Annotated in this window: 20 protein-coding genes and 1 riboswitch; of the genes, 13 read left to right on the forward strand and 7 right to left on the reverse strand. The window is 35.2% G+C overall.

What is annotated here, in order from left to right; genetic code table 11:
• Positions 1–14 precede the first annotated feature (14 nt).
• Positions 15–830 (forward strand): Imm26 family immunity protein, encoded by an 816-nt coding sequence (locus RCG21_RS16135; RefSeq protein WP_308913383.1) that lies wholly within the window; start codon positions 15–17, stop codon positions 828–830.
• 293 nt (positions 831–1,123) lie between these two features.
• Here the strand turns inward: RCG21_RS16135 and RCG21_RS16140 are convergent, their stop codons facing one another.
• Together RCG21_RS16140 and RCG21_RS16145 are read right to left on the reverse strand one after the other, a co-directional pair.
• Positions 1,124–2,170: a cytochrome d ubiquinol oxidase subunit II gene (locus tag RCG21_RS16140; protein ID WP_133340505.1), complete on the reverse strand. Its 1,047-nt coding sequence runs from the start codon at positions 2,168–2,170 to the stop codon at positions 1,124–1,126.
• Positions 2,171–3,544: a cytochrome ubiquinol oxidase subunit I gene (locus tag RCG21_RS16145; RefSeq protein ID WP_308913384.1), complete on the reverse strand. Its 1,374-nt coding sequence runs from the start codon at positions 3,542–3,544 to the stop codon at positions 2,171–2,173.
• 727 nt (positions 3,545–4,271) lie between these two features.
• Between RCG21_RS16145 and RCG21_RS16150 the strand changes: the two genes are divergently transcribed.
• On the forward strand, positions 4,272–4,742 hold the full coding sequence (locus RCG21_RS16150; protein ID WP_133340501.1) for a hypothetical protein: 471 nt from the start codon (positions 4,272–4,274) through the stop codon (positions 4,740–4,742).
• Positions 4,743–4,862: 120 nt separating this feature from the next.
• Here RCG21_RS16150 and RCG21_RS16155 read toward each other — a convergent pair whose 3' ends face one another.
• Both RCG21_RS16155 and sda read right to left on the reverse strand, forming a co-directional pair.
• A complete protein-coding gene (locus tag RCG21_RS16155) occupies positions 4,863–5,192 on the reverse strand; it encodes a hypothetical protein (protein WP_133340499.1) in 330 nt (109 codons plus the stop codon).
• Between the two features lie 173 nt (positions 5,193–5,365).
• Complete coding sequence (gene sda, locus RCG21_RS16160; RefSeq protein WP_133340495.1) at positions 5,366–5,521, reverse strand: sporulation histidine kinase inhibitor Sda; 156 nt, start codon at positions 5,519–5,521, stop codon at positions 5,366–5,368.
• 373 nt (positions 5,522–5,894) lie between these two features.
• Here sda and RCG21_RS16165 point away from each other — a divergent pair, with 373 nt between their 5' ends.
• The 6 genes from RCG21_RS16165 to RCG21_RS16185 all read left to right on the forward strand — a co-directional run bounded on the left by RCG21_RS16165 (position 5,895) and on the right by RCG21_RS16185 (position 9,114).
• The gene (locus RCG21_RS16165; RefSeq protein WP_308913385.1) at positions 5,895–6,458 is read left to right on the forward strand and encodes a CBO0543 family protein; all 564 of its coding nucleotides are present in this window, start codon (positions 5,895–5,897) and stop codon (positions 6,456–6,458) included.
• 325 nt (positions 6,459–6,783) lie between these two features.
• On the forward strand, positions 6,784–7,092 hold the full coding sequence (locus RCG21_RS16170; RefSeq protein ID WP_133340612.1) for a PadR family transcriptional regulator: 309 nt from the start codon (positions 6,784–6,786) through the stop codon (positions 7,090–7,092).
• Complete coding sequence (locus tag RCG21_RS16175; protein WP_133340614.1) at positions 7,089–7,658, forward strand: DUF2812 domain-containing protein; 570 nt, start codon at positions 7,089–7,091, stop codon at positions 7,656–7,658. Before RCG21_RS16170 ends, RCG21_RS16175 begins: the two co-directional genes overlap by 4 nt.
• 402 nt (positions 7,659–8,060) lie before the next feature.
• Entirely contained in the window at positions 8,061–8,285 is a 225-nt protein-coding gene (locus RCG21_RS16180) for a hypothetical protein (protein WP_133340617.1), read from the forward strand.
• On the forward strand, positions 8,279–8,485 hold the full coding sequence (locus RCG21_RS33530; protein WP_372512763.1) for a DUF4275 family protein: 207 nt from the start codon (positions 8,279–8,281) through the stop codon (positions 8,483–8,485). The genes RCG21_RS16180 and RCG21_RS33530 overlap by 7 nt, the downstream gene beginning before the upstream one ends.
• A 152-nt stretch (positions 8,486–8,637) precedes the next feature.
• The gene (locus RCG21_RS16185; RefSeq protein ID WP_133340619.1) at positions 8,638–9,114 is read left to right on the forward strand and encodes a helix-hairpin-helix domain-containing protein; all 477 of its coding nucleotides are present in this window, start codon (positions 8,638–8,640) and stop codon (positions 9,112–9,114) included.
• 194 nt (positions 9,115–9,308) lie between these two features.
• On the opposite strand, the gene RCG21_RS16190 is transcribed toward RCG21_RS16185, so the two are convergent.
• A complete protein-coding gene (locus tag RCG21_RS16190; protein ID WP_133340621.1) occupies positions 9,309–9,398 on the reverse strand; it encodes a YjcZ family sporulation protein in 90 nt (29 codons plus the stop codon).
• 53 nt (positions 9,399–9,451) lie between these two features.
• On the reverse strand, positions 9,452–9,577 hold the full coding sequence (locus RCG21_RS16195) for a YjcZ family sporulation protein (protein WP_081810819.1): 126 nt from the start codon (positions 9,575–9,577) through the stop codon (positions 9,452–9,454).
• A gap of 577 nt (positions 9,578–10,154) precedes the next feature.
• Between RCG21_RS16195 and RCG21_RS16200 the strand changes: the two genes are divergently transcribed.
• Both RCG21_RS16200 and RCG21_RS16205 read left to right on the forward strand, forming a co-directional pair.
• A complete protein-coding gene (locus RCG21_RS16200; RefSeq protein ID WP_133340128.1) occupies positions 10,155–10,262 on the forward strand; it encodes a YjcZ family sporulation protein in 108 nt (35 codons plus the stop codon).
• A 36-nt stretch (positions 10,263–10,298) separates the two neighbouring features.
• Positions 10,299–10,457, forward strand: a complete 159-nt coding sequence (locus tag RCG21_RS16205; protein ID WP_133340623.1) for a YjcZ family sporulation protein — start codon at positions 10,299–10,301, stop codon at positions 10,455–10,457.
• Between the two features lie 484 nt (positions 10,458–10,941).
• Here the strand turns inward: RCG21_RS16205 and RCG21_RS16210 are convergent, their stop codons facing one another.
• Complete coding sequence (locus RCG21_RS16210; RefSeq protein ID WP_133340625.1) at positions 10,942–11,139, reverse strand: hypothetical protein; 198 nt, start codon at positions 11,137–11,139, stop codon at positions 10,942–10,944.
• Between the two features lie 470 nt (positions 11,140–11,609).
• Positions 11,610–11,751: riboswitch (cyclic di-AMP (ydaO/yuaA leader) on the forward strand.
• Between the two features lie 223 nt (positions 11,752–11,974).
• Between RCG21_RS16210 and kimA the strand changes: the two genes are divergently transcribed.
• From kimA to RCG21_RS16225, 3 genes are all read left to right on the forward strand, one after another.
• The gene (gene kimA, locus RCG21_RS16215; RefSeq protein WP_308913386.1) at positions 11,975–13,885 is read left to right on the forward strand and encodes a potassium transporter KimA; all 1,911 of its coding nucleotides are present in this window, start codon (positions 11,975–11,977) and stop codon (positions 13,883–13,885) included.
• Between the two features lie 210 nt (positions 13,886–14,095).
• A complete protein-coding gene (locus tag RCG21_RS16220) occupies positions 14,096–14,761 on the forward strand; it encodes a helix-turn-helix transcriptional regulator (RefSeq protein ID WP_133340355.1) in 666 nt (221 codons plus the stop codon).
• Positions 14,758–15,132 carry a RidA family protein gene (locus RCG21_RS16225; RefSeq protein WP_133340357.1) on the forward strand — a complete coding sequence of 125 codons (375 nt, stop codon included), beginning with the start codon at positions 14,758–14,760 and terminating at the stop codon, positions 15,130–15,132. Before RCG21_RS16220 ends, RCG21_RS16225 begins: the two co-directional genes overlap by 4 nt.

Genomic DNA, 15,132 nt, shown 5'->3' on the forward strand with positions numbered 1-15,132 from the left:
GATACATTATGGAATTGACTTGCAAATTAGGAAAAATAGAAATCCTACTACCCGATGCCTCAACTTCGTATTTCTTTATTGATGATGATTTAGCAGAACTGTTTAATTTGGAAACGAATAATGAAGCATTAAAACTTCTACGCAAAACCATTAGAGAAAAGGTTGAACCAAATATATACAAGCGTATTGGTTTTGATTACGAATCAAGTGCGGTTATTATTCGAACGACCAATGCTGAATTGATTCTAGAGATAGCCTTGGTTATAAATGAAATTGCTAAGGTGAGCTTAGCCGAACAAGAAATAGGCATTGCCAAAAATCAAATACTCTCACATAAAAGACCCAAGAAGCAAAAATGGAAAGTGGGAGATATATGCCAAATCCCTCTTAAGAATGGTACATATGCCTTTGGACAGATAGTTTGGAAAAGCTATACACACCCTGTTTGTGGCTTATTTGATATTAATAAAACCGAAATCCCTACTTTAGAAGAAATTATGAGTAATCCCTTTATTTCGATACTATCATTAACACCAGATTCATTAGATAGTCACCGTTGGAAGGTGATTGGTAATATGAATGTAAGCATTCAAAAGGAGGACGTCCCTAGAAAATTCAACGGTACCGATTGTATTGGTGCCATTAGTTTTTCAAGTGGTATCCTTGAAGATTTAGCAAACGCCTTTTACGGAGTTACACCTTGGAACGTATTTGCTGAAGAGGATTATTTTGACCAAATTCTGTTACCAACTATTAAACGGCCTTCGACTGCTAAGGTTTTATCGTTATCCGAAAGGAAGCTTTATCGAAAAGAAAGAAAATGGGAGTAAAAATTTTTAACAAGTAAGATTGTGAAGAAATGTACTTAAAGTAACGGGTGCAATAGTTGTAGATCAAGCTGTCATTGTGGCAGCTTTTCTTATTGCACTATAGGGGCAGTTTAGTTCAACAAGGATACATTTTAAGGGCCAGCCCGAATGGAATTAAATCCTTTCGGGCTTTTTAATGAAGCTATTTATTTAAGTTAATTCCATTAATGAAACATTCAATAAATTCTTGTATCATAACTCCAATGTTTCCTTTTTTCCGCTTTCTTATTGCCAAGGATTGATTTTCAATTCCTTTATTTTATATCTGCTTTGGGTCTTTTAATCCTTTGATACCTTTTATCATTCATAAACAAGCTCCAAAAGTAAACAAAGCCTGGAAACAAAATGGCGAATCCGACAATGTAGGTTATGAAAACTGCCCGAAAAGAATTCGGGTCTGTAAAAGCTGAATGAATGGTTATGTCTGGATAGACTATGTAGGGCAAATGGGCACGACCGTAAACATAGCTTGCTGTCATATATTGAAGTGTAACGGCAATAACAGAGAGACGCGGCATCCCTCTATATCCAGGTTTAAGGGAAGGTAGGATTAAACCAAGACCTCCAACAAGGAAAAGGAATAAGGATAAAAGCAAAACGGGCAAATTTTGCATCATTTTATCATAAATCCAACCGCTTTCATTTTTTAATGTAAGCATAATTAAAAAGGCTGTTATTAGAGACACAGGTCCCATAATTAGAGCATCCCGGCGATAGGTGTCATAGGCTTCTTTTTCATTCGAAGCCTTGGAGTAATCCGCCAATAACAGCGATGAGAGAAAGAGCGTACTGGAAATCGCAAATGCCATAAAGGCATATGCATTCATGCTTGAAAATAGTCTGACCAGATTTAGCTGTTGGCCGCCATTTGAAAAATCTACAAAATTCCCATGGGTGATGGGAAGCACACTAATAAGCAAGCCCGGAATGAAAATTCCACATAATCCGGAAATATAAGTGAGCGGCTTTTTATATTCTTCCGCAATATGGGAAAAAACCAAGAAAGCACTTCTGACTGTCAATAGAAGCAGAATGATGCTTCCGGGAATCAACAAAATGGTGCCAAGTGAATAGGCGGCTTTAGGAAATAGGCTGTAAATAGCGACCACTAAGGCAACGATAAAGGTATTGGTGACTTCCCATGTAGGGGAAAGATAGCGATTTGCTATATTCGTCGCTCTTGTTTTTGTTTTATTAATGTAGATCATCGACCAAAATCCGGCACCAAAGTCCATGGTAGCCATAATGGAATAAATAAAGACAAAACCCCATAATATCGATATCGCGAGGTAAACATCCATCTATTTTCCTCCTAAAGAATTGGAACCTGAAAGTGAAACATTTTTTTGCTCTGTACGATTGATATCTTCAAGGACCGTATTCTTTTTAAAATAATATAAAAGAACTAAGACAGCAGAGATGGCTAACACCATATAGATAACAACAAACAAAATAAATAGAATACCTAGATTTCCGGCCGTTGTTACGGAGTCAGCTGTAGAAAGTTTATGATAAATCGTCCAGGGCTGTCTTCCGGTACAAGCAAAAATCCAGCCAAACTCAATGCCCAAAATGGAAAGTGGACCACAGGCAACATAGACCCACAACAGCCAATTTGGAAAGCGTTCCTTTTTTAATACTTTGTTCCAAATAAATCCGATCACACCCATTAAAAGCAGTAACATACCAATACCCACCATGGCATTAAAGAGGGTATGGATGAATAAGGGCGGCCAGTATTTTTGCGGAAAATCATTCAGGCCTTTCACAACCGTATCAAATCGATTTCCAGCCAGAAAGCTAAGCCCCCATGGCACTTCAATTCCCCATTTTACCGATTCCGTTTTAGCATCCGTATAGCCGCCAATTGTTAGAGGTGCATATGATTGTGTCTTAAACAACCCTTCCGCTCCGGCTAATTTTTCCGGCTGATACTTATAGAGGGATTGTGCGGCTTCATGTCCGCTTAAAGCGGTGAATAGGGAGAATAGCCCGCCTACAATAAGGCCAACCATAAGCGCCTTTTGGTGGAACCGGTATACTCTCGTTCCGTATTCGCTTTTCAGCATCTTAAAGGCTGCTACCATCGCGACAATAAATCCTCCAACAATATAAGCAGAAACAGCAACATGTAATGCGTTAATGGCAAAGCTGGGATTAAAAAATGCTGCCCACGGATCAACGTTCACAATTTTGCCATTTCGAATGTCAAATCCGGCCGGGGTTCCCTCGAAGGCATGTACATTTGTGATCAATACAGCCGATGCCAAACCGCCCAATGCTACGAAAAAAAGACTTACATTTCTCATCCATGGTGCAATTCTGTCTGCTGCATAAACATATATAGACATAAACAAAGCCTCTAAAAAAAAGGCATAAATTTCAATTTGGAAAGGCAATGCCATAACGGTACCAATCACTTTCATAAAACCAGGCCACAATAAGGAGAGCTGCACCCCGGCAATGGTTCCGGTGGGAATACTAACCCCTAATATAATCGCAAATGCCTTTGTCCATCTTTTGGCCATAATGGAATAATCCTTATTGTTCGTTCTTTGATAAAGCAATTCGGCGGTCAAGATCATCATTGGCAAACCGACACCAATTGTGGCGAAAATGATATGAAATGCCATAGTGGTACCAAATAAAGACCGTGCAATAATTAAATGATCCAAGCAATTTCCTCCTATGAGTTGATGAAGAACTAATGGCGAGTTCAATTTATATTGTTTTATTAATAGAAAAAATATACATTGATTTCCATTAATCCCAAATATAAGAGAAGGGACCATCTCACTTAAGAAATCACTTTTTGCAGACGGACAAACATTTTGGAATAGTTAGGCAAACTCTAAAATAACAATGTTTGTTAAATTTTGTACTTAAACAAACGGGTGCTTTTGTTGAGGGTGATGATCGCTACAGCGGTCATTTTTTCTTGTTAAACTCCCATGAAAATAAAAACTGAAAAAGGGCATGAAAAAATAGACCCAGAAAAACCAGTTTTTAAAAAAAGGCTGAGCCTCTTGAAGGATCGTATATTAGATTGGCTGGTAGATCGACTTGTGCAACCTTTCTACTTAAACTGAAATCAGTTAAAGCTGGCGCAACAACCAGAAAAAGGATTAATCTCCCATGAGTGCTACCCCTAAAGGGTGCGACAGTCGGTGGTACACCGTGGTCGTTGGAGTCAGACTAACGGATGGGCTCAAAGGCACCATAGTTCAAAGACCTTCTTCGCTAGCATTAAAACAGTATAGGCGGTCTTAGCCATTTTCATTCTCTGTGGTGCAGCGCTGATTTTGCGCTGCATGGATGGCTAACGAGGCAGTTTAGATAAACAAGAACAACTGATAAAATTATAAAATAACAATACATTATGATAAAAAGGTGCTGCTATATTTGGAGCAAATTAGAATTTATAGAGTTTCTATACTGTTTATCGGAGTTTTAGTGACCGTTGGATTGCTATGGTGTATATTACTTGTTTTGGCTTTAATACAAGGGGGTTCCTTAACTTTATTTATTACATTAATTTTCCCATTTACTTTTATTGGATATGCTATTTACCTTTCGAGGAAAAGAAACGAGGGTAAGGGATTTTATTGGGATGATAAAGGAATTGTAATCGACTTAAAAGGCAATAGGGTTTATTGGGAAGAAATAGAAGATATTAAGTATTCAAATGTAAGAGGTATGAAATCAACAGTGATTTATCCTCACTATACAAATCACGAAAAAATTAGAATTCGCCAAGGGAAATCGCTTCCAACACCTGCACATTTAATTGATTGGATATTAATCGAAAAGGCAAAAGAATATCACAAAAATTTAATGAAAGTTTGGGAAGAAAAAAATAATACACAAAAATAAGGCTAACTTTTATTAGACTCCTTATTTAAGTAACGTGGCAGGTTAGTTCAATAACGTCGCATAAGACATGTAGTATACAAAAAAGAGACAGTGTTCCACACTGCCTCTTTTTATATGGTACTAAAGAAAAGGAAGAAATCTAATCTCATCTGTTGAAATGATTTTATGTTTTAATTCTGAATTCATATCTAAAACACCTATCACAATTTGATTATCTTTCGTCACTGTTATGTATCTGAAATAATAATCATCAGAAATCAACAAATCAGTGTCATTCGACGTTATTTCCATTTTGGCAAAGACATCTTCTGTGTACTTAAGTTGAAAAAAATCATCCAATCCTTTGGTTGAACTACCTACCCATGTATGCAGAAAATCTTTCAGTGTGATTTGTTCAATCACCGATAAATGTTTCTTGAATCGTAATTGATCAACTGTTACGGTTTTCATCGTTAATCACCCCTTAACGAGTATCTATTGTATACATTGAGGTCTGCCGCATCAATGCTATCGGCGTAACAATCTGTTTACATTTTAGTTACTATACTAACGGGGAAGGTTAATGGAAGGTGAGAAATTACACCATTATATCGTAATCGACTCAAAAAGCTAAAAAAATAAGACTAGGATTGTAAACTAGTCTCAAGTAATAAGTCATATATGTCTCTTTCCACAATTTCATCTAACAACATTTTTAAAAAAGAAGCATTTAATTTTTGTTCATAAGCTCTTAAATAAATATCAATTAACTCTTCATTAGACAATGTTTTAAATCGCATTGCTATCTCCTTGTTATTCAATCCAATTTTATTACATAAATTTTCCATCCTAACCTTATAAAAAAGATTTCGAACAACATTTGCTTTATTATAGGGTAATTCTAGAAGTTTTTTAAATTTCTTTGTTAAATTAAAGAGAAGGCTACCCCTTTTTATTATTCCAAAAGCAACAATGTGAAATATTGTACTTAAACTAATAGATGCTTTTGTTTAACAAAAGGGGTGCTGCGGCAGCTATTTTTCTTGTTTTAATAACGGGGCAGGTTAGTTTAAGAAGAAGGAGTAAAGAATTTAAAATGAAAAAATTTGGAATAATATTTTGTAATGACAATTATGAAGGTGAGAACAATACCTCATTAAGGAGAATATTAGTATGAAGTCATTACAGGACCCTAAAAAGTTAGAAAAAGTAGCCAGTTTTTACGAAATGAATACCAAAGCGAATCAAGACTATATAGAGTTTTGGAAGGAGCACACATTGTTCCATTGGGACTTTTGGGTAGGCTTAATATTCATAATAGCTCCGGTCATTTTTTGGATTAAATTTAGAAAAAAAGAAAGTTCGAATAGGCTCTTATTTGTTGGATTTTTTGTATTAATTATTACTTCATACTTTGATTTTATAGGAGTTCAATTTGGAAAGTGGTATTACACCGGAAAAGTATTACCAACTATCCCTTCATATTTCCCTTGGGATTTCACTATTTTCCCTATTTTTATTATGACCTTAATTCAGTTTAAACCATCAATATCACCTATCATTAAGGGCTTGTTCTTCGCAAGTTTTAGTGCCTTTGTCGGTGAACCTTTATTTCTTTGGTTAGGTTTTTATGTTATGAATGATTGGCATATTTATTATTCCTTTCCTATTTACTTTGTTATTTACTTATTAGCTCATAAAATGAGTACCGTAAATAATTTTGAACCGATAAAATAAAAAACAACTTCTTCAACTAACAGGTGCAATAGTTAAAGATGAAGATCGCTGCAGCGGTCTTTTTCTTGTTAAACTATCGGGGCAGGTTAGTTGAAGATAGATACCTATGTTCAACAATGGGGTCATTTAATTGAATAAGACTGCACCAAAAGTCGTTTTCCAACCGTACGGAAAGCGACTTTTTTTGATTGATTTTTCCCTTTTTATCGAGCTTTACTTTAAGTTCATTGGAATAATTTTGAAAATGTTATTTACTATTCAGTTGAACTGTATTATGTTATTATTAAGTTGAACTATATAGCTGAACTGAATAGAGGGTAAGGATATGAAACATAAATTATTACCGTTGTCTGAAACCATGCATTATATTTTATTAGCTCTGCGTGAGCCACTCCATGGCTATGCCGTAATGCAAAAGATAGAAAAGATAAGTAACGGTACTGTTATTTTAGCAGCTGGTACATTATACGGTGCGATTGAAAACCTGAATAAGCATGGTTGGATTGAGCCTGTTGGAGAGTCAGGTCGGAGAAAAGTTTATATGATAACTGCAGAAGGAAGCGCAATTTTGAAAATGGAGCAAAACAGGTTATTGCACATTTTATCACTGTACGAAGGAAGTGAATCGAAATGAAGAAATTTAAGATATTTTTTGATATTGAAAAAGAGGAACAATGGCTGAATCAGCAATTACAAAAGGGCTATCGTTGTACAAATATTAGTGGACTAGGAATATACACTTTCGATAAAACCGACAAGAGATATGTAATGCGACTGGATTATCAAGATTATTTATCAAAGAAAAAGTTCAAAGATTACAAAGAAATATTTGAAGATTTCGGTTGGATTTATATAAATGGCCCCTGGCTTGGTGGAATTCGATATTGGCAAAAAGAAGATGACGATCAAAATGAAATCTTCTCGGATCGCCAATCAAAGAGTAATTATTATAAAAGATTGATGGGTTATTCATCTGGTTTAGGTATACTGTTATTGTCTATATCTTATATTCTTTACAAGGATTCAGGTTTATATTTAGCCGAAGGTCTTTGGAGTATGAAAGGTGCATTATTTTGGAAAGCATTTTTATTTGAAACTCCCTTTGCCCTATTGAGGTTGCTTCCCGCCCTAATGGTTGTTTTCTTTGGCAGCAGTTTCTATAAAGCTTATCGCAAGTATTCAATGTTAAACGAAAAATAATGCGAAGAGGTTAATAATGAACTTTTTTTAATTCAAAGAAGAAATTGAGGATAATGTATCTACCACAGTCGGGCGCTTTTCTTTAATAAGAAAGCGTCTTTTTGTATGGACAACACATTTAAGGGATTGAGCTTTTTAAGGTGTAAAAAAGATTGTGAAGTAATGTACTTAAAGTAAAGGGTGCGATACTTCAAGAAGAAGGTCGCCTTTTTTTCTCTTTCTACAAGAAATATTGTGAAACGTTGTACTTAAACAATCGGCGCAGGATAGTTAAACAAGGATTGAAACTTTGCTTCTGGGAGAAATATTTTAAATAGAGGGAGGGAGTTTTATATCAAGCCATATGTTTATGAGATTTATGGATATGAAAAACTCTCCCTTATATCTTTTTTAGAAGAATTTATGGAGCTGGGTGATACAGTTGAGACTTATGAACACTGGGAGGGTAAAAAAGTATTACCAGAATCGATAAATGTTCCAAATGAAGCAAGAACAATCAACCTTTTACAGCGTACATATAAAGATGAATTCGAAGAATATCTATTCGACGAAAAGAATTGGTTGAATGAACTTACAACTAGTACAGTAGTTTCAAATCGAAGCGTCACAACATTTGTAAAATATTAAATTCACATTATAACAATTCATTCATTCTTGAAAACACCAGCGGCTTAATTTCAGAAGACATAAATAATCAAATTGAAGAATACATACATGATGTCTATGTAGTGGATAAAGATTTTTCTTGGACATATATCCAAACTCATGAAGTAGATGAGGGACCCTATTTTTATAAACCAGTTTTGGTCCCGGTCTTCTTCAAGTAACGGGTGTAAGAGTTGAAGAGCAGAGCTGTCGTTGCGACAGCTTTTCTTATTGGGCTAATTAGCAGGTTAGTTGAAAAAGAAGCATCAAAATATTATATTTAACGTTGTCTAAATAAATTTAAAGCGTCTATATGGAAAATAGGGTGTATTAAATGAAAAAGTCTTCTCCCAAACTACCTTTAACATCCGAAGAAAAATTAATTTTAAGAAGATGTAAAGTAAAATTAAGTGAAATTGCCGATATGGATGTCTCTTCAATATCCAAGTGTCTAAAATCTTCTTTCGAACGTGCCAAATATCTGCGAGCTTTGGCTCAATTTCAATCCATACCTTCTATTGGTCCAAAGTTGGCTCAATGGGTAACTGAATTGGGATTTTATTCTCTTGAAGAGATAAAGAATGAAGATGGTGCTAATTTAACAGATAAATTGGAAGAACTATTCGGATATTGGGAAGACCCCTGTGTGGAAGATTCTTTACGTTGTATAGTTTATCATGCTAATTATCCTGATAGCGATAAGAGTTGGTGGTATTTTACAGATGAGAGGAAACAGTATCGAGAGCAATTTGGGTATCCTGCTACAAGACCCACAACTCCTTGGTGTGAAAAGAAACCAAAAGATGAATAGGATAAACTTAATTCCCCCTTATAAAGGGGATTTTTTATCTTCTTGTTCAACTAATGGGTACTTGAGTTGAATAAGTATCGGGCAGCATCAGCAGTTTTTTTGTGTTCTGAAAAATGTAACAACAAAAAATAATACACTTAAACGTTAAAAAAGTCCCGATAAAGGGACTTTTTCCTGCTCCATCCATCTTATTACTAATAGTACATCATAAATGATGCACCAACGATGATAAGAAGAATGAACAATACTACGATTAACGCAAAACTATTTCCCATTCCGTCCATTTAGTTCACCTCCAGCATTAATGATTCTTTCTGTATGATCGTGTATTGGTATATTAATAAAAACAAGATGCACCAACAATAATTAGAAGGATAAATAGTACAACGATTAAAACAAATGTACTGCCTCCACCGAAACCTCCGTAGCCATAACCTCCGTAGCCAAAGCCTCCAAAGCACATACTTATCACCACCTGTTAGAATGTCCGAAATAAACCTTTCACTATGTATCATATTTCATAAGACAAGATTTGCTTGGACAAATATCATATTGAGAAGGCAAAATATACGACATGCCTGTAAATGCAAAGAAACGTCTGCTTTATAGGCAAACGTTCTTAATATCCAGAAGGTAATATATATGTTTAGTTTTGGTGTAATCATAATATATGTACAAGATCATGAAATGAAATGGACAAGGGCTGATTTTTTATCGAATTAATTTTTGGTCTGTTCTAAAAAATTCCTCCAAATAAAACTTAACCGATTGGGTACTCAAGTTAAACGGATGCATAGTCTAGAGTGTAGCCGAAAAGCCATAGTATGGCTTAGCACATAGACCTGTCAAAGTCAGTCTCAATCACCAAAAGCCCTAGTAGGGCTTTTTTGTATATATTAATACTTTCCACTTAATAAAAACTACACTTAAGCATGGACAGGGAGACAACCTAGGTGAAGGATCTTAATTGCAGATAGTGCCCAACCACTTTTTGGTATTTTACATATTTTATAGGTATCAGCTGAAAGGCGGTTGTGTATATGGATGGTGTTGGTTTCGGAGGCGCTGGTGGTGGCTTTGCCTTACTCGTTGTTTTGTTTATCCTTCTTATTATTATAGGAGCTTCATTTGTTGGTGGTTTTGTTTAAGAAATAACCTATTCCTTTTTGAAAGGAGGAGTAATTATGGATGGTTACGGTGGTTTCGGAGGCTACGGTGGATTCGGTGGTTGTTGTTCCCCCGGATTTGGCTACGGAGGTGGCTTTTGCGGAGGCAATCCATTCGTTTTAATCGTAGTATTATTTATCCTGTTAATTATCGTTGGAGCAACCTGTTTTTACTAATTTAAATTCTTGAAAAAAGTCTTATATACAGGCTTTTTTCTTTTGCGTAAATTGTTAAATGCGAATATGGAATAACAGGGAAATTAAGCATGCCCTGCCCATAAAGTCATATTAGGCATATGTTATATAAACCGAAACCGCTGGTAGCACCTCAGATATGTTTTGTCTTCTTCTTACATAAAATAAAAAATTAAAGAGCCTTCTCGCAACAGTTATTAGAAAGGTCTCGAGATTTAAAAAAACATGTGCATTCTAGAAATTCATTTTATTTATTTACAAATCACAGAGTCTAAAGAAAGTGACTTGTGTTTCAAGGATTTAGCATCTTTCCTTCTATGACTTTATATCGTCCTTCACTATGGTAACTCACATAACACCGTGTATTTTCATGACTCAGATTTGTTGTGATCAGTTGAATATATGGTAAATCAACATTCGACATGAAAAAAGAGCAAGCCTGAAGGCGTTGCTCTATAAGCGATTCTTAGAAGAAGAATGGGAAAAACGGGGCACCAAACGGTCTAAAGAAAGGTCTGCCGAAAAATGGCCCAGGAAAAAATCCAAAGCCGTAGCCATCATTTGGTTGCTTTGAATTTAGTTCAGCTATTTCAAAACCGTCCTTTTTTACTTTAACAACCTTGCCGATAACCCAGTCACCCTGTTCATTTTTAAACTTAATCAATTGACCTTCGAAACGACGAGCATTTTCATAATTGAAGTAAATGCCAAAAACCTCTTTTTTAAGGGAATTGCTATAAATTATGTAAAGATGCCACATGTTGAGAAGGCAATTGACTATGTCTTGTCCATTTTTGGTAAAAATAAAAACTCACCTAGTTTGTGAAGAAACTCACTTAAACTATCGGGTGCTTTGTTTCACAAAAACTGGCTGTTTCGGCAGTCCTTTTCATTAACTTTTATTTAACTAAAGTGGTAGTCGTTAAATAGGGAATATCATTAGAATGGGGAACAGTTTGATGTGGATTTTAAAAAAAGTTTGATCAAAAGTCCTGTATTGATATATAGACTTTTTTTGTTCCAAAGATTGTTGAAGATCCCTTGGTGAAATAGAAATTGTAAAGGAATGTAATTAAAGTATAAATTCGCTCTTTACAACTTTCATTCTTGAGAGTAATATTTTCTTAATAGAAAACTCATATCATGCCTAATCCCATTTAGGGAACGGAGGACCCAATTTTTTGGGGGTTAATTCTACAAAATATGTAGAAGGGATGTTTAACTCTTTCGCCATCCTACCCGTCAGCTAACTTCGTAGGCCAAAGCGAAGGAGGTCAAAAGACCACCTTTTGAAGGGTTTCTTTTTTGTGTTTATTCACAATAAAGGATTTTTCATTTTAGAGGTCTTTTTTTGTTTGTATTTTTTAAAGGGGGCAAAATAAAGAGGGATTAGGATTTACATAAAAAGAATGTAACAAATTGAGTTATTGTATAGGGACTAACTTAAATTTTTCATTATAGCTCAAAAAAAAATTGTTACCTGCAAAGGGGAAAAAGAAGTGACTCATCCAGCCCATTTTATTGAATTGTTTTTTGGAATAATTTGCTTGGTAGGTATTTGGTATTCTATTTCGAATTTCAACAGTGTTAAACGTACATTAATTGGCAGACCCATGAGGACGGCAGAACTTCACGCCCAGCACAATAAATTAATATGGTATATCGCACTGCCGATTCTTTCAGCAGACCTTTATTCATCCGTTGCGTATGGGCCAGAAGCGGGAATGACAGAACTTGTTAAGTTTGGGAATGATGCAAAGTGGTATATCATCCCTATTACGATTTCTACTGTTATATTATTAGCCATCCTGATTCTTTCCTATATTATGGGAGTCTTAGCCTACCCAAATGGGGGCGGGGCATACGCTATTGCAAAGGATAACTATAAACAACGGTGGGTATCCTTAATTGCGTCAAGTGCATTACTTGTAGATTATATCTTAACGGTAGCTGTTTCAGTCTCTTCTGCACTAGCAAATGTTGTCTCCGCATACCCAATAATAGCTCCTTATGAAGTAGTCCTTGCTGTGCTTTGTGTCTTTCTTTTATTAATGGTGAATCTTCGGGGAGTTGCCGAATCTGCTAAAATTTTTGCATGGCCGACATTTGGATTCATGGCTTGTATGTTGATTATTGTCTATACTGGTTTTTTTGACGAGACAAGGCATGGTTTTGTTCAACAGAGCACACCTACTATAGGAAACGCTCCACAAGGAATGACCATTTTACTTATATTAAAAGCATTCAGTTCGGCTTGCTCTGCACTAACTGGAATCGAAACCATTTCAAATTCTGTGCCTATCTTTAGAGAACCTCGTCAAAAAAATGCGATTAAAACCTACATCGCATTAGGCACAATCACGGCCATAACCCTTTTGGGATATGCTTATCATTTATATGTAAAGGGGATTAGTCCAAATCCTAATAATACCATGCTATCTCAATTATCTGAGTCCTATTTCGGACATGGGCTTTTGTACCAAATAATCATATGGTTTACTTTTGTCGTACTCATTCTCGCAGCCAATTCAACGTTTACAGGTTTTTCCCAATTAGCTGCCATCGTAGCTGCTGATGGATTTCTGCCTCGTGGATTGACGAATAGAGGAGATCGATTAGGTTATTCTAATGGGATTATTGCACTGGCAGCTATCGCTAGTTTATTGATTATCGCCTTCAGGGCTCAAACAAATGCCTTAATACCGTTATATGCAATCGGGGTTTTCCTATCATTTACAGTTGCCCAATTCGGCCTTATCAAACTATGGATTCGAGAAAAGGGTTCCGGTTGGAAAATCAAATTAGCCATTAACATAGTAGGAGCTATTGTTACAACCGTTGTTGCTGTCATTTTTGCTGTTACCAAATTCACAAGTGGAGCGTGGGTTGTTTTAATTATAATACCACTCCTGATTTTCTTTTCACTGGCAATCCATCATCATTATCAAAACATTGCAAATGAACTCAAGATTGATCTTAAATCCTTTAAACCTAAAGGAAATAGAGTTATCACAATTGTTCTTGTCTCAGGAGTACATCGTGTAGTTCATAACACCCTATCTTTTGCTCTAGGTTTATGTAATGAAAACATACTAGCAGTATATGTAGGTTTTGATGATGACTCTATGAAAAAAATGGAGGCAAAATGGGAGGAATGGGGAAATCCGTGCAGGCTCGTAACTCTGAAAAGCAAATATAGGTCGGTGTTAGAGCCTTTTTCAAGATTAATTAAAATGATTGATGAAAAAGAAGAATTTAAATCACAAATCCAGATTGTTATACCACAATTTATTCCTAAAAAGTGGTGGCATAATTTACTGCACAATCAAACTGCTTTATTACTTCGTTTATGGTTATATAGACATAAGGATGTTGTGATTACAACGGTACCATATCATTTAAAGAAATAGGTTATAAAAAGGCATGATAAATTCTCATGCCTTTTATATATTTTATGGATCTAATTCAGGTTTTTGGCTGCAAGTCAGACGGTGAATTTTGGATTTTTCGTATTGGAGTTATGTGTTTTTTAAAAAAACATATAAAAAAATCTACATATTGCGTTTTCTATATAAAAAAATATATAATTAAATGGACTTTAAAAAATGAGGTAGTTAGATTTGGAAGAAAGTAAGAAAGTATTAGAGAGTTTTATCCCTGTAGCAAAATCTACTGCAAAAATGTTTGGACCAAACTGTGAAGTCGTTATTCATGATTTGACGAACCCTCGATGCTCCGTAATGTTTACAGTAAATAACCATGTTACAGGAAGAGAAATTGGTCAATCATTTGATCACTTAGTGAAGACTGTTTTACGTTCAGAAGACTTTAAAGATGATTATCTTGCAGGTTATACATTTGTAACAGAAGATAAGCGTACGATTCGTTCTTCGACTTCATTAATACGTGATTCCAAGCAAAATGTGATCGGTGCTTTCTGCATAAATTTTGATGTTGAAGCACTAAATCAAATGCAACAATTTATGAGTACCTTTCTTTCAACACAAGTTGAAGTTCAAAAGAATGAAACAAAATCGGATGACGAAATTGAAAATGTTGAAGGAATAGTGGATCAATTGATTCAACAAATCATTCAAAACAGTGTACATCCAGTCATGAAACGCCATGAAAAGATTGAATTAATTAGGTTTATGGACGAAAAAGGTATTTTTTTATTGAAAGGATCTGTTGAGAAAGTCGCATCTTTATTGGGCATTTCCAAAGTAACAGTTTATAGTTATTTGGATGAAATCAAAAATAAATCAAGTGAAGGGAGAATCAAATGAAAAGCATTTTTGAGGTAGGAAATTTAAAATCAAATGGACACTATGCATTAGCAGCCGTTCATCAGAACACTGTTTATGTATCAGGGCAATTTGCCATTAATCCAGAAACCCGTGAAAAGCAATTTGGCTCCATCGAAGAAGAAACATTACAAGCACTTAAAAATGTGGAAATGATTGTAGAAGCAGCTGGAAGTAAAAAAGAGCAGATTTTGCGTATGACATTATATATTCCTGATGTTAAGTTATGGGATAAAGTAGATACTGTTTATAAGGAATTTTTCGGTAAACATAAACCAGCACGTACTGTTGTACCCACTAGTGAATTACATTTTGGATTCAAAATTGAAATTGATGCCATTGCATATATTTAG

The organism is Bacillus salipaludis, from assembly GCF_030938565.1.
In the GTDB taxonomy this organism is placed as follows: Bacteria; Bacillota; Bacilli; order Bacillales; family Cytobacillaceae; genus Neobacillus; species Neobacillus salipaludis_A.

Bases quoted from the DNA above. Each gene is read 5' to 3' on its own strand.
- RCG21_RS16140 (WP_133340505.1), bottom strand. From the start codon at position 2,170: ATGGATGTTTACCTCGCGATATCGATATTATGGGGTTTTGTCTTTATT.
- RCG21_RS16155 (WP_133340499.1), bottom strand. From the start codon at position 5,192: ATGAAAACCGTAACAGTTGATCAATTACGATTCAAGAAACATTTATCG.
- sda (WP_133340495.1), bottom strand. From the start codon at position 5,521: ATGCGATTTAAAACATTGTCTAATGAAGAGTTAATTGATATTTATTTA.
- RCG21_RS16165 (WP_308913385.1), top strand. From the start codon at position 5,895: ATGAAGTCATTACAGGACCCTAAAAAGTTAGAAAAAGTAGCCAGTTTT.
- RCG21_RS16170 (WP_133340612.1), top strand. From the start codon at position 6,784: ATGAAACATAAATTATTACCGTTGTCTGAAACCATGCATTATATTTTA.
- RCG21_RS16175 (WP_133340614.1), top strand. From the start codon at position 7,089: ATGAAGAAATTTAAGATATTTTTTGATATTGAAAAAGAGGAACAATGG.
- RCG21_RS16180 (WP_133340617.1), top strand. From the start codon at position 8,061: ATGGAGCTGGGTGATACAGTTGAGACTTATGAACACTGGGAGGGTAAA.
- RCG21_RS16185 (WP_133340619.1), top strand. From the start codon at position 8,638: ATGAAAAAGTCTTCTCCCAAACTACCTTTAACATCCGAAGAAAAATTA.
- RCG21_RS16190 (WP_133340621.1), bottom strand. From the start codon at position 9,398: ATGGACGGAATGGGAAATAGTTTTGCGTTAATCGTAGTATTGTTCATT.
- RCG21_RS16195 (WP_081810819.1), bottom strand. From the start codon at position 9,577: ATGTGCTTTGGAGGCTTTGGCTACGGAGGTTATGGCTACGGAGGTTTC.
- RCG21_RS16200 (WP_133340128.1), top strand. From the start codon at position 10,155: ATGGATGGTGTTGGTTTCGGAGGCGCTGGTGGTGGCTTTGCCTTACTC.
- RCG21_RS16205 (WP_133340623.1), top strand. From the start codon at position 10,299: ATGGATGGTTACGGTGGTTTCGGAGGCTACGGTGGATTCGGTGGTTGT.
- RCG21_RS16225 (WP_133340357.1), top strand. From the start codon at position 14,758: ATGAAAAGCATTTTTGAGGTAGGAAATTTAAAATCAAATGGACACTAT.